At 35.2% G+C, this 14,279-nt stretch carries 16 protein-coding genes; all 16 read right to left on the bottom strand.

Annotated elements, in window-relative coordinates; genetic code table 11:
- Positions 1-188: 188 nt before the first annotated feature.
- Entirely contained in the window at positions 189-2,087 is a 1,899-nt protein-coding gene (mnmG, locus tag DKL58_RS09420) for a tRNA uridine-5-carboxymethylaminomethyl(34) synthesis enzyme MnmG (RefSeq protein ID WP_109586960.1), read from the bottom strand.
- Positions 2,088-2,097: 10 nt separating this feature from the next.
- Positions 2,098-3,483 (bottom strand): tRNA uridine-5-carboxymethylaminomethyl(34) synthesis GTPase MnmE, encoded by a 1,386-nt coding sequence (gene mnmE / locus DKL58_RS09425; protein ID WP_109586961.1) that lies wholly within the window; start codon positions 3,481-3,483, stop codon positions 2,098-2,100.
- Positions 3,484-3,587: 104 nt separating this feature from the next.
- On the bottom strand, positions 3,588-4,451 hold the full coding sequence (locus DKL58_RS09430) for a membrane protein insertase YidC (RefSeq protein WP_109586962.1): 864 nt from the start codon (positions 4,449-4,451) through the stop codon (positions 3,588-3,590).
- Between the two features lies 1 nt (position 4,452).
- Positions 4,453-4,821 (bottom strand): ribonuclease P protein component, encoded by a 369-nt coding sequence (rnpA, locus tag DKL58_RS09435; RefSeq protein ID WP_109586963.1) that lies wholly within the window; start codon positions 4,819-4,821, stop codon positions 4,453-4,455.
- A gap of 52 nt (positions 4,822-4,873) precedes the next feature.
- Positions 4,874-5,014 carry a 50S ribosomal protein L34 gene (gene rpmH / locus DKL58_RS09440; RefSeq protein WP_003549412.1) on the bottom strand — a complete coding sequence of 47 codons (141 nt, stop codon included), beginning with the start codon at positions 5,012-5,014 and terminating at the stop codon, positions 4,874-4,876.
- 262 nt (positions 5,015-5,276) lie between these two features.
- A complete protein-coding gene (locus DKL58_RS09445; protein WP_109586964.1) occupies positions 5,277-5,558 on the bottom strand; it encodes a hypothetical protein in 282 nt (93 codons plus the stop codon).
- A 140-nt stretch (positions 5,559-5,698) separates the two neighbouring features.
- Positions 5,699-6,724 carry a tyrosine-protein phosphatase gene (locus DKL58_RS09450; protein ID WP_109586965.1) on the bottom strand — a complete coding sequence of 342 codons (1,026 nt, stop codon included), beginning with the start codon at positions 6,722-6,724 and terminating at the stop codon, positions 5,699-5,701.
- 12 nt (positions 6,725-6,736) lie between these two features.
- Positions 6,737-8,023 carry a PTS sugar transporter subunit IIC gene (locus DKL58_RS09455; protein ID WP_052060255.1) on the bottom strand — a complete coding sequence of 429 codons (1,287 nt, stop codon included), beginning with the start codon at positions 8,021-8,023 and terminating at the stop codon, positions 6,737-6,739.
- The gene (locus DKL58_RS09460; protein ID WP_109586966.1) at positions 8,007-8,333 is read right to left on the bottom strand and encodes a PTS sugar transporter subunit IIB; all 327 of its coding nucleotides are present in this window, start codon (positions 8,331-8,333) and stop codon (positions 8,007-8,009) included. The genes DKL58_RS09455 and DKL58_RS09460 overlap by 17 nt, the downstream gene beginning before the upstream one ends.
- Positions 8,323-8,643, bottom strand: a complete 321-nt coding sequence (locus tag DKL58_RS09465; RefSeq protein ID WP_109586967.1) for a PTS sugar transporter subunit IIA — start codon at positions 8,641-8,643, stop codon at positions 8,323-8,325. Before DKL58_RS09465 ends, DKL58_RS09460 begins: the two co-directional genes overlap by 11 nt.
- A gap of 115 nt (positions 8,644-8,758) precedes the next feature.
- A complete protein-coding gene (locus DKL58_RS09470) occupies positions 8,759-9,502 on the bottom strand; it encodes a MurR/RpiR family transcriptional regulator (RefSeq protein ID WP_109586968.1) in 744 nt (247 codons plus the stop codon).
- Between the two features lie 290 nt (positions 9,503-9,792).
- Positions 9,793-10,530, bottom strand: a complete 738-nt coding sequence (locus tag DKL58_RS09475) for a sugar isomerase domain-containing protein (protein WP_109586969.1) — start codon at positions 10,528-10,530, stop codon at positions 9,793-9,795.
- Between the two features lie 4 nt (positions 10,531-10,534).
- Entirely contained in the window at positions 10,535-11,794 is a 1,260-nt protein-coding gene (locus DKL58_RS09480; protein WP_034978610.1) for a PTS ascorbate transporter subunit IIC, read from the bottom strand.
- A gap of 2 nt (positions 11,795-11,796) precedes the next feature.
- Positions 11,797-12,081: a PTS sugar transporter subunit IIB gene (locus tag DKL58_RS09485; protein WP_109586970.1), complete on the bottom strand. Its 285-nt coding sequence runs from the start codon at positions 12,079-12,081 to the stop codon at positions 11,797-11,799.
- Positions 12,082-12,083: 2 nt separating this feature from the next.
- Entirely contained in the window at positions 12,084-12,527 is a 444-nt protein-coding gene (locus DKL58_RS09490; protein ID WP_370448936.1) for a PTS sugar transporter subunit IIA, read from the bottom strand.
- On the bottom strand, positions 12,524-14,173 hold the full coding sequence (locus tag DKL58_RS09495) for a BglG family transcription antiterminator (protein ID WP_109586971.1): 1,650 nt from the start codon (positions 14,171-14,173) through the stop codon (positions 12,524-12,526). Before DKL58_RS09495 ends, DKL58_RS09490 begins: the two co-directional genes overlap by 4 nt.
- Positions 14,174-14,279 lie beyond the last annotated feature (106 nt).

Consider the following 14,279-nt stretch of genomic DNA (forward strand, 5'->3'; position numbering starts at 1 on the left):
TTAGCACAAGGTGTAAGCGCTTTGTAAAAATATTATCTTCACAAAGTTAAGCAATTACTTTATAACTTTTAGATAATAACAATAATCATATTTGTGATTACTTGATCATTACCACAAAATTTGTGTATTCTTTTGTGTGCATTATTTAAAGAAAAATATTTTTTACAATTTTTAAGTTTTTACTAAATTTATTTATGAATTTTAACATAGCGACCATTTTGCACATAAACACTCAAAATTGCCATGTCTGCCGGATTAACCCCCGAAATACGTTCGGCTTGGGCAATTGTTTCAGGTCTGATTTTCGCAAACTTTTCACGTGCTTCTGTTGCAAGGCCATCAATTGCACCGTAATCAATGTCAGCTGGAATTTTCTTTGCCTCCTGTTTGTGCAATTTATTGATCTGTTGCTGTTCCTTCTTAATATAACCAGCATACTTAATGTTGATTTCAATCTGCTCCCTGACATAGCGTTCATTCGAAATAGGCATCCCCGTCAAGCGTTCAATATCCGCTACCCTAACTTTGGGCCTTCTTAAGAAAACATCTGCTTTAACACCAGCTTTAAGCTTGTCTTCTCCGATACTTGCAAGGTAGTCTTGTACCTCTTTAGTGGGGTGAACAGTAATCTTTTTAACAGCATTAGCAGCCTGCGCAATTTGTTCTTTCTTTGCTAAAAACTGGGAATAGCGCTCTTCAGAGATTAAGCCTAGTTGAAAACCATAATCCGTCAAACGCAAATCAGCATTATCATGACGCAGAATCAAGCGATATTCCGCTCTTGAGGTCAATAAACGATAAGGCTCTTCTGTCCCCTTAGTTACTAAATCATCTATTAAAACGCCGATATAAGCTTCATCACGACCTAATGTAAATCCAGGCTGACCGGCAGCTCGCAAAGCGGCATTAATACCGGCAATTAGTCCTTGCCCCGCTGCTTCTTCATAGCCTGATGTGCCATTCATTTGGCCCGCAGTGAATAAATTTTTGATATTTTTAGTTTCCAAGGTATGTTTTAACTGCCAGGGATCGATTACATCGTATTCTATGGCATAACCAGGCCGCATCAATTCCGCATCTTCAAGACCAGCAACAGAATGTAACATTTTTAGCTGTATTTCTTCAGGCATTGAGGTTGAAAAATCACCAACATAAACTTCTTTAGTATTTTTCCCTTCCGGTTCCAGAAAAATCTGGTGACGCGGCTTGTCGGCAAAACGAACAACTTTGGTTTCAATTGACGGACAATAACGCGGTCCCACTCCCTTAATTTCCCCTGAAAACATCGGGGACCGAGTCAGGTTTTGATTAATTATTTTATGTGTAGTTTTATTGGTGTATGTCATCCAACAGGAAACCTGATTTTTGAGGTAGTCTTCATCTTTAGTTTCATAAGAAAAATGACGCGGAACTTTATCACCAGGTTCTTCTTCAGTTTTAGAGTAGTCAATGGTGTTGCTGTTAACGCGCGGAGGCGTACCCGTTTTAAAACGGCGCAGTTTGAATCCTAATTTTTCCAGATTCTCTGATAATTTAATTGCTGGAACAGTATTGTTAGGTCCGGAAGAATAATTTAATTCACCAATAAAAATGCGGCCACGAGCTGACGTACCAGTGGTTAGAACGACGCTTTTAGCTTGATATTTAGCCCCAGTATTAGTAATTAGGCCTTTGCAGACACCATCTTCGACAATCAGTTCATCAACTGTTGCTTGCCTTAAAGTCAAGTTGGGCGTCTCTTCAATCACTTTTTTCATCTGTTCATGGTATTGCCATTTATCGGCTTGTGCACGTAATGCTCTTACAGCTGGTCCTTTACCCGTATTTAACATGCGCATTTGAATATAAGTTGCATCAATATTTTTACCCATTTGACCGCCTAAAGCATCAATTTCACGTACCACCGTACCTTTGGCAGGACCTCCTACTGATGGGTTGCAGGGCATGAATGCTACCATATCCAGACTAATTGTTAAAAGCAATGTCTTTTGGCCCATTCTGGCACTAGCTAAAGCTGCCTCACTGCCAGCGTGACCAGCCCCAACTACAATGACATCATAATCATTTGAGTCATAACTTTTAATCATTAACTTACACCTATTTTCCTAAACAAAATTGACTAAACAATTCATTAACTAATTCATCAGGACTACTTTCTCCTGTAATCTGACCCAATGTATCCCAGGCACCGTTAAAATCTATTTGAGCAATATCTAAGGGTACTTCGTCTTTTAATGCCTGAACGACATCTTGAAGCTGCTTTTTGGCCTTTTCCAAAAGACCAACTTGCCTCTGGTTAGTTACCATAACTTGATCATTAGAATTCTCGATACCCTGGAAAAACAGTTCCTTAATTGCATCTTCTAACTGATCAAGATTTTGTTTCTGTAAGATTGAAATAGCGATTACTGGACTCTTGGTCAACTTTTTAACCTGAGCAGCAGAAACTTTTTGTCCCAAATCCGTTTTATTCAAAATGACAATACGCTTTTTACCGTTAGTGGCATCAATTAAGGCATAATCTTCAGAGGTCAATTCCTTACTTGAATCAAACAAGAGCAAAACTAAATCAGCTTTTGCCAGTGCTTTTTTAGAACGTTCAACCCCAATTTTTTCCACCTTATTATCAGTATGTCTGATACCTGCAGTATCAATTAATTTTAAGGGGACGCTTTCAACTGAGACATATTCTTCCAATGTGTCACGGGTCGTACCGGCAACATCGGTCACGATAGCGGTGTCGCTTTGAGTCAGATAATTAAGCAAAGATGATTTTCCGACATTAGGCTGACCAATGATTGCAGTAGCCAGGCCGTTACGTAACGCCGTTCCTTCATTTGCCGTTTTAAGCAATTTGTCTATTTTAGCAATAACTGCCTGGGAAACACTCGTCATCTGCTTGGCGGTGACAGTATCTGCATCATATTCAGGATAATCAATATTAACTTCTACATTGGCTAGTGTATCTAAAATTTCCTGCCGCATTGCCCTAATTTTCTCAAGCAGACCACCCTGCAGCTGAGTTTCAGCCACTTGTCTGGCCTTATCAGTTTTAGCACGAACAATATCCATTACGCTTTCAGCTTGCGTTAAATCAATTCGGCCATTAACAAACGCCCTTTTAGTAAATTCACCAGGATCAGCCATACGCGCACCATTTTTTAATAATAGCTGCAAAATATGGTTAGTGACAACAATGCCGCCATGACAATTAATCTCAACAATGTCCTCACGGGTAAATGTCTTAGGAGCAAGCATCACAGAAACCATAACTTCATCAATGACTTGCCCACTTATTGGATCAACTATATGACCATAGTGAATAGTGTGTGTTGGCACTTTAATTAAATTAGCACCCTTGAAAACCTGATTGGCAATTTTAACTGCTTCTTCACCAGACATGCGGACAATAGAGATTCCACCTTCACCAATTGGCGTTGAAATTGCTGCAATTGTATCAAACTCCGTTAAAGTTTGTGCCATGATTTTCTCCTTTTCAATAAAAAAAGCGCATTACTCCACCATGAATAATCACGATGGATAAAGCACTTTGACTACTTCATCTAAATCATTAATTTAGATCAACATTATTTTCTACGTTTTAATCGTTTATATGTTCTTCTTAGCTGCCGTTTTCGTTCGCGTTCCTGGCGTTCTTTTTCTTCCAGTTCACGCCGATACTTAATTGGGTTTTGCAGAATGAAAGTTTGAACTACCTGGAACAGGTTGGAAATTACCCAGTAAACTACAATAGCTGACTGGAAATATATACCCATTACACCAACCATAATTGCCATACCATAAGTCATAATCTTAGTTGACAAAGTTTGTGATTCTTTAGGCGTGGATAACTGACTGATATAAGTTGATATAAAAGTCAAAATCATTGATAAAATCGGCATAATAAAGTATGGGTCAGGCTTACCTAAATCCATCCACATAAAGTGGCCAGTTTGCAGCTGCGGCGTTTGCCAAATTGCACCATACAATGCATACATAACCGGTAACTGAATAATTAACGGCAAACAGCCAGCATAAGGATTGATTCCAGCTTCCTTATAGAGTTTGTTTGTTTCTTGCGACAGCAAAGTTCTAGATTCGGTATCGCTGCCAGGATATTTCTTACGCAAAGCATCTATTTCCGGCTGAATCTTTTGCATCTTAGTCGTGCTCTTAATCTGAATCGCACTAAGTGGATACAAAATTAGCCGTACAATGATCGTAAAGATAATAATTGCCCAGCCATAGTTATTGCCTACCAGTTTAGACAGCCACAGCAAAAACGTGGACATGTAATAAATGACCCAGCGATTCCACCAGCTGCCACTTGTATGAGAAACAGGCGCCGGCTTAGCATTTGACGCACATCCTGTTAATACAACTGCTAATGCAGCTACTGTAAGCAGCACAAGTAGACGCTTGACATTCTTTTTAGTTAAAATGTCTTTCACTCTAATCTTCCTCAACTTTATTCGGTATCTCTTCAATTATATTGGCTAAAAAGAGTGCATGCAAGAGGTTCTTACGAACATCATCCCATCTAAAGTTACGTGCATATGGCCTAGCAATCACTAAAAAATCAATATGCGGCTTAATTAAAGGTTTATTTTCAGTAAGAACTGCACGAATATAACGTTTGAGGCGATTACGAACTACAGCAGTATGTCCGACCTTTTTACCAACAGAAATACCAACACGAAAATGTTCGTTTTCCGGTTTCTCTAGTTGATAAATAACAAAAGCCCGGTTTGCTATTGAATTGCCTGATTTAAAAACTATTTGAAAATCATTTTCTGTTTTAACACGATAAGACTTTCTCAAAACGTTTCATTCCACTCTTATAAATTAAAAAAACCACTGGGATTTCAGTGGTTTAAGCAGATAAGACTTTTCTACCCTTTGCACGGCGTCTAGCCAAAACCTTACGGCCATTAGATGTACTCATCCGTTTCATAAAGCCATGAACTCTTGAACGGTGACGCTTTTTAGGTTGGTAAGTTCTTTTAGTTGTCATTAAACTACACCTCCAATTTTTTGTATGCAGACTGCACAATTTAATATCTAGAATACCATGATTAAAGTAAAAAACCAAGTAAAAAGACAAAAAATGCGAATTTATTACCTAAATATACGGTCTCGTTCTAATAGATTTTGATTTTTTTCATTAAAGTGCTTGAAAGTGCTTGAAAGTGCTTGGTCAACCTTTTAATCTTTATTTTCCTCTTTCAAAGATGCAATTTATTTCTATTTTTTACCTTTAATATCTAGAACATTTCCTAGGACAAGTCATCTTGCGTAATTTCAATTGACGGATAGTGCCCGAGATCTGGTAAATATTTATCTAAAGGGCAGCTATAAACCATGTAATAGTCTCCTTCTTTTTTACTGGCATTTAATTCACTTAACTTTTGTTTAGCTTTTGCAACATCCTTTGTAATGTAAACAACGCTGACGACCCCTATCTTATTCTGACCGTTATTTTCTACATTTCCTTTAAGGATCAGCTTTAAATTGCCATCATCTTTTAAACCTTGTTCAACATAATCTTGATAATTCATATAATGCCTTCTTAGCAGTATAAACTTAATAAAATAAAAATGTTTTAATTTATTATAATTATACGCTTATTGATACTTTTAAAAAATCCCGCAATTAATCAGATAATTTCGGGACTTAATTTTTTATATGATAATAAAACTTATTCTAAATACATTTTTCTTAGTTTATCAATGTCATTTTTACTTATTTTCAATTCATTCTTTAAATATGAATCAATGCTACCTGAAATATTAACCATTTCAGCAAACGACGCTTCCAGGTATTCCGACCTGGTATCAAGCATGGAAAACAGGTAATCTAACACATTTTGATCACTAGTTTCGTTTGCATACTGCGCCATTCGTCTTTTATTTCTTTGAATACGCAAAGTTTTAGTTAACATGTAATCTTCTAGAATAGTATCCATATTTACACCAAGTAAATACAAAATCAGGGCTACACCATAACCAGTCCGATCCTTGCCACCACGACAGTGCTGATCAAGTGGTATATTCTTTTGGTCTAAAACAACAGTCAACATCTTACGATAAATCTTTTTATTTTCATCTAACCGAACAAAGTCTTTCCCCTGATCAATCATTGTTTTACCAGAATTATCAAACTTAACATTTTTATCAACCTCACGTTGTACTAGTTGGCGTACCTTTTCTTTAGTACTACCTGCCTTGGCTGCTAAAACTGCTCTTTGTGCTTCAGGTACTAAATGCACAGTCTGTTGCAAAGTTGACCAAGTTTGATTCGGCTGTGACTGATACTCATCTTCACTGCGATAATCAATCACTGTTTTTATTCCGATATCATCTAAAACTTTTTTATCGTGTTCAGTTAAACGATGCAAGTGATCTGAACGAAAAAGTTTACCCCACTTAATACGTTTGCCATTTGCACCAATATAACCACCTAAATCACGAAAATTATTACTTCCTTGAAGTGGTAAAACTCTGTTAGTGTAAATTATTTGGTTATCCTCATCCTTTAGCAAAAAATACGGCCGGTAATATTTAGTTATTTTAAATTCTGCATGATTTGCCTTTGTTTCCGTTAAAAATTCGGATACTTCTTCATCAGGTCGAGGTAATAAATAGATTGTCACACTTTTAGCACTCTTCCATTTTAATGAATAGTTATTCTGATTCAGATATTTAACTTCAACTTGTGAAATCATCTATTTCCCCCTTTACTCGGCAGTTTGTGCCTTAGCTGCTTCTTCATTACAACATTGTTTATCAATCAGCTTCATAAACGGATACCATACTGCAAGTAGAATTAACAACTGGACGACATGCCAAATGACCATACGCCAGCCGCCTAATAGAAAGGCTCTAAAGAATTCTGGTGTCCCAGCAGTTTGTACAGGGATACCATTAGGTCTTGGGATTAAACCTATATATGTTGCTAAGTATGTAGCGGCCACACTAATAGTTCCACCCATAGTCAGAGGAATAAAAGCCAATGGATTTAAAACCATAGGAATACCAAACTTAAACGGCTCACTAATACCAAAGAAGGCTGGAATGAAACCTACTTTACCAAGTGAACGTAATCTTTCACTCTTAGAACGCAAGCATAAAATCGCATATGCTAGTGCACGAGGACCCTTTTGGTTAGTAATGAATGTCATTGTCACAATATAAGGTAAGGCTACCCCTGCCTTAAATGCATTTAAATTAGCCACATCGAACGGATAAAACAATGTATATAATACGGCTGTTGTTGCCATCGTACCATGTATTCCGAAAAACCAGCAAAATTCAGCGAAGAAAACTAAAACCAAAGCTGCAAACGGACTTGAACCTAAGCCCTGAAGTGGTATTTGGATCAATTTCATAATCATATCATCAATGTTATGGTACGGTGTCAAAGCAAACAAGAAATTAACGATTGCATAAATTATTGTAATCAAAAAAATCGGCAGCATGGAAGCAAAAGTCTTTGAAACAAACTCTGGAACACTATCCGGCATTTTAATTACCAAATGCTTGTTATTAGCAAAAAGTGCAAATAATCTGGTTGCAGTTAGTGCTACTACCATTGCAACAAGCATCCCTTGTGAGCCAATGTAATTCATATCAAGTCCAATAAATTTACCTTTTTGAACTAGCATTGGAGTAACCAATAAAAAAGCGACAAGAGAAGAGATTATTGACATAAACTTATCGACTTTCAGTTCTGCTGCTAAACTATTAGACAATGAAATAACAACATATATTGATAAGATATCTGTAGTAACTGCTGTAATAATATTAAAAATATTTTTCAAACCGCTTTGCGTAATGAAAGCTTGATATGGACCTATATTTAAACTGAAAAATATTGAAGCAAATGACCCTACCATTAGAACAGGCAGAATAGCCATCATACCACCAGCAATGGCAGAAACGTATTTGTTACGCTGGAACTTGCCCATTCCTGTTTGTATCTTATCTCGTAATTTACTTAGATTAGTTTTACTTGCTGCTGTCATTAGCTTTCCCCGCTCCTTTCAACACTTTCATTGCATCATTTAAAACTTTTTCGCCATTCATCATTCCGTAATCCATTTGGTCAATTACTCTGACTGGAATTGAAAATTCTTTTTCCAGTTCAGGCTTGATATGTCCAACTTGCGGTCCGAGTAAAATGATGTCCAAATCATCATAATTATTCAGAGCAGATTCAGCTACAGCATTAATTTCTACATCAATGTTTTCCTTTTTAGCTGCCTTTTTCATTTGTGTTACTAACATACTTGTAGAAAAACCACCTGCACAGGCTAACATAATTTTATAAGTCATCTTTTATCTCCTTTGAACTTAAAATTGCAATTATTTCTTTTGCCAAATCATTTACTGTCATTGCATTCATTAAATGATCTTGTGCATGTACCATTAATAAAGTTGGCGCTTTACCCTGACCATTAACTTCTTTTTGTAACAACTTAGTCTGTAAGTTATGTGCTTTGACTAGATCATCGTGCGCTTTTTGCATTAATAGTTCACTAGCCTTCAAGTCTCGCTCACGGGCTTTTCTAATTGCCTCAATGCTATTAGATCTGGCACTACCTCCTTGTGAAATTAATTGCATTATTACTTGCTCATCACTCATCTTTACGCCTCCCTTTGTTGTTTCAAATGCAATTATAAGCGCTTACATTTTTTTACCCTCGATTTTTTGGAAAAGTACACTCGTAATCCCTTAAAAAAATAACAAGTGTGTAATATTACACACTTGTTATTTTCTTATTTAATTTTTCAGCGTATTTTTTAAACAAATCATTCATCACAAGTAATATCGGTGTTTTATCAGTAACATTGTAATCATCCACCCTTTTATCGGGAGAATAGCAATAAAGCCTTTCATCAGCCAATTTCGCTAAAGGATTGATTGAAAGATGAGTTAAAGTAATCAGGAAATTACCATGACTTTTTATTTCCTTGGCCAATTCAATCAATTGCTTTTTGTTACCGGAAAGACTAATTAAAAAGAAAACATCGTCATTTTCACGCCCTATGATGTGAGTCAGGTCATTCGGATAATCATAAAAAAACGACTTATAATCAAGTGCATAGAAATTGCCTACCACAAGCCTTGTTGCGTAAGTAGTCTGACCCATTGAATAAAAATTGATTTTTTTAGCATTTACCAACTTATCTAACACTTTATCGCTTTTCATCTGATTGATTAATTCTAAGTTTATTCGTAATTCCTTCTGCTCGTAATCTTCCGTTTTTATGTTTCCCAGATTTTCATTTTTAATTGAACTCTTTAGGTCTGAAAATCCCGTATACCCTAACTTATGACAAAGCCTGGTAATTGTATTAGGGTAAGTATAAAATTTGTGGGCCAGATACGTAATTTTTAAATCACTAATATGTTCCTTATTTTTAAAAAAATACTTAACAATTTTATCTTCTAAATCTGTCAAATTTATTGATTGACTAATAACTCGTTCTTCAAAATTCATTAAATTTACCTTCTTTACATAATCAAAATTTTACTTAAGATGACTGTAAACTTAATTAATATGTAAACAAGTTATGAAAACATGTTCATATGACTTTTAACTTTAACAATGTCATAACAATATCAAACTATAATAAAAATAAACTAAAATTACTTTTTCTAATATTGAGTGTTTATAATCAAAACAATAGTTAAATAAAAAGCGCACCCAATAAACCAATAAAAGAGACAAATAAGTCCCAAAAGTTGTCTGACTTTTGGGACTTATTTCAAATATATGCTTTTTTTCACCTAAAATTGATAATGAATCATATCATGATATTCATTAATTAGTTTTTTGTTCTTTTGATCTCCCCCATCAATATTAGCTGAATAAAAAATTGGAGCCTCTTTATTTCCATGTTCTATTAGTCTTTGACTTGCTTCTACAACAATATTATCTAAAATAGCTGCACCTACCACAGTAGAAGTTGGCCCTGCTTTTTGCTCCGTACCTTTTATAGAACATGCAGCATCCCCTATATCACCATGATTATCAATTACTACATCTGCAATTTCAAATAATCTTTTTCCTGATGAATGCCGGCTTGTTACTGATTTTGAATATTTTAAATTAGTCAGCCCAATAATTGTTACGCCCAGTTTTTTGGCAGCAAGTGCAAGGTCAATAATAACGGGATTTCTTCCAGAAACAGAATGAAGTATTAAGACATCATTCTGTTTAAAATTCACTGTACTAGCCAGTGCAGAGCCATAGCCTTCAAGTCTTTCCATTTTACTAGTAAAAGTAATAGGTTTCCTGTCAAGCATTACCTCTCTGCCAAATATGGCATTAATTGTTATCATCCCTCCGGCACGATAGTACATTTCATCTGCCAATATGCCTGCATGGCTGGCACCAAATATATAAATAGAGTTCTTGTTAATGTTTGCTTCAGTAATTATTTTTATCGCTTTTTCAATACTATCCCTTTCGTCTCTCTTTACTGCGTCAAGAATGCTTTCAACTTTATCAATATAGCGATACATATTATTAAATACCTCCAAACAAACTTCCAATAAGTTTACTAATAATGCTCCATAAAGAAAGGTCATTTCCTCCAAAAATAAGGATCCAGTTTCTAATTGTGCTTCCCATCATCATAGCTGAGACTCCAACCAAGGCTACCATGGCAACAGATGCAACTGCGGTACCAATAATTGCACCCTTAATTCCACCTTGTCCTTCACCTATTACGGCTGCTCCCCCACATTCGAAGAAGCTTGTGATCATCAACGGCACAATCAAGATTCCAAAAAGATTAGTTACATTGGCAATCAGCACCAGAATAGTTGAAGTAATAAAGGCAGAAAGAAATCCTATAATCACAGCATTAGGCTTGTAGTTGAACAAAATCGGTACATCAAAAGCGGGCTTTGCTCCTGGTACCAGCTTTTCAGAAATTCCTTGAAAGGCTGGAATAATCTGGTTGACCAGCAAGCGTACTCCATAAAGCAGAATCAATAATCCGCCGCCGAAAGTTAAACCAGCATTTAATGCAACAGTAAACAAATTGCTGCCTTTTGGAACCAAAGTAGGGGCAATTATGCCCACGATAATGTCTACCGTAAACATTACTATGCCACCCGTAATTGAAATATCACGGAAAAAAGATAACCCCTTTGGAACATTCAAGTCTTCTGTAGAATGTTTCTTATTACCAACATGTTTTGCTACAAAACCTGAAATTAATGAAAGTATTGTTGTCGGATGACCAATTAAGAAAGAGTCATCACCAGTAGCTGCCCAAACATACTTCCGCATAATCCACGGAGCGATCGAAAAGTATAGTGCAGAAAGGATAGCACTCATAACAATTAAATTAATGCCTCTTAATCCACCTTCTACGCCACCAGCTACAATAACAAAAGGAACCCACCAAAGCATATGCCCAGTTAAGAAAATGGTTTTTATTGGAGTGAATCTGGCAATCAAAATGTGAATCACAAGTGCTAAAAACATAGCCATACCAACATCTCCGCCATATTGAGCTGTGAAGGTAATATCTGTCATGCCTTTTGCAACTGTAATACCCATTTTGGTTTGAATAGCAGTATTAATTGCTGATACCACACCAGTTAACATATTTACACCTTCAGTAAGAATTATCATACCGAAGGCAGCTGACATACTGCCCTTCACTATTTCTGCAATGGGCTTTTTCTGAACAATTAGCCCCAGCATTGCAATTAGTCCAAGCAAAACAGGTGGATCTTGCAGAATATTATTTGAAATAAATTTTAGAATGTCCATAGTTAGTTACCTTTCTTATTTGCTAAAAATGCATTCATTGCTTTAAGGACTTCATCTTTATCCATGTATCGTTTAATTGCATAAACTGGTTTGTCTGTCGATGATTCAAGATCTGGCTTTAATTCAGCACTGGTAAAGTAAACATCTGCTTGTTCTGCTTTAGCTGATGCAATATCTGTATTCTTTACTTCAGCATCTATTCCCAATTCTTTAACTGCTTTTTCCAATGTCATTTTCAAAACCATTGAACTGCCAACTCCAAAACCACATACTGCTAAAATTTTCATACTTAACCCTTTACTTTCTTAAACATTGAAACAATTGCCGACTTATTTGCACTCAAAATAGTTTTATAAGATTCTGTATCCATAAAAATCGAAATAACTTTCTGCAAACTTTGTAAATGACTAGTATTATCAATTGCAGCCATTACCAAAAAGATTTTGACTGGTTTACCTTCAAGATCAATTGGGTTACGTGAAACCAGTAAACTCATACCCATTTTATTAACACCATCACCTGGTCTGGCATGCATCAGAGCAAAATAATCAGTCAGGACCATATAGGGTCCATTCTTTTTAATGCTCTCAATCATGCTCGCAACATATTTTGGCGTAATAATATTTGCTTTTAATAGAGGCTCACTAGCTTTTTGTAATGCAATCTTCCAATTCATAGCACTATCTATTATTTGAACGTTATCTTCATTAAACAAAGAACATGTCACTATTATTTGACCTCCATCATTTTTGAAATAAACCATTCTTTATTTTTTATTCCATGCATAATTAGATTCATAAATGGTTCAACTATTTTTTTATCAGTTCTTTTAATCATTAACATTGCTATAATATCTACACGATTATTTCCCCAGTTGACAGGTTTATCTAAAATCGCGACAGCAATAGAACTCTTGGTAATAAATTTAGGATCGCCATGAGGTATGGCAAAACCATTACTGATATAGGTAGACTGTAATTCTTCACGCTTTGTTAGCGATTTTTTATAACATTCAAAACTTTTTTCATCATTCCAAGTACCACTTTTTAATAAGACATCAATGATGTTATCAATCACTTTTTCATCCATAAAAAATATATTTCCTTTTAAGAAAGGTCCGACATCATTAATAACTATATGCTCGTCTTTTTTTTCAACACTTTGTTTTGTCACCACATCAATATAAGAGCTGGCAATTTTCTTCATATCTGAAATTGTCATAATAGGCGAAATATTCACTACAGGTACTTGTTGTTCACTTAATTTAACAGTTGAAATAATCAATGAAACATTCGATAAATCTTTTTTTACCAAATCATGCTTAGAAGTAACCTCAGTCAAAGCTGCGGCTGGTAATATTCTTTTCATTTTTGCACAAATTAAGGAACTCATTCCTATACCATTTGGACAAACGAAAAGAATTCTATTTATTTCTTTATTACGTTCAACGGCCGCCTGAAAATGCAATGTCACAAAACCAACTTCATCATCAGAAACAGCTAAATGATTATTTTCACTAAATTCACTCAATGCATACCAAACTACCCCATATAAATCAGGATAGTTATTTTTAATTTCTTGTAATAAAGGATTAATAACCGTAGTTTTTGATTCAAGCCGCAGTTTCATCTGATAAAGATGCACTAATAATTTTTCTAATAATGATGAATCTTTTGTTAAATCTATATTTAAGCTGTCACTAACATTAACTATTAACTGCTTCACTTCTGACTTAAATTCAGCAGGAATTTGTCCATTGTTCATGAAAAAATTAAAGCCATTGCCAATTATTATGTAATAAAGGTACTGCATTTCCGTATCATTAAAATGATATATTTCGCTTTCTTCCACAGTTTTCAACAATTGGTAAACTAAAGGGTACTTATCAAACTGCATCAATACGCTGTCAAGCTGATCCTTCTTTTTCCAACTAATTTGATAGCCATTCATACCTCTGAAAACTAATATTGCTGTAGAAATAGAAATATCGCCTATATTATTTTCTGGAACTTCAAGTTTCCAGGCTTGTAATTTTTGATGAAATAATTTAAAGATGGTTTTCAGCAATCTACTATCAATAAATAAACTAATTAATTGCTTTCCTTCCTTATTACCTAACAAATCAATAACGACTCGTTTTATTATTTTTTGTTTATCTATTTCACCTCCGCCAATGTATGATCCAGAATTATTAAAAAGCAGAGGGATATTATCCTTAGATAGCCTCTTTTTGATACTAATAATGTCATTTGCAATACTGCTGCGGGAAACAAAATAATCATCAGACAATTTTTGATAGCTAACATGTTCTCCATTGATCATTCGGGCTAAAATGTAAAATTTACGTTCTTTACTGTTTAAGAGTTTTTTTGCATTCAAGAATATCACCCTCTAATTCAATGTTATAAATTTGCATTCACCTCAGGAAGAACAAAGAAAAATCAAATTTGTACCGGAAAAACTGAACACCCAAAAATCTTATCGT

This window comes from Lactobacillus kullabergensis, assembly GCF_003151025.1.
In the GTDB taxonomy this organism is placed as follows: Bacteria; Bacillota; Bacilli; order Lactobacillales; family Lactobacillaceae; genus Lactobacillus; species Lactobacillus kullabergensis.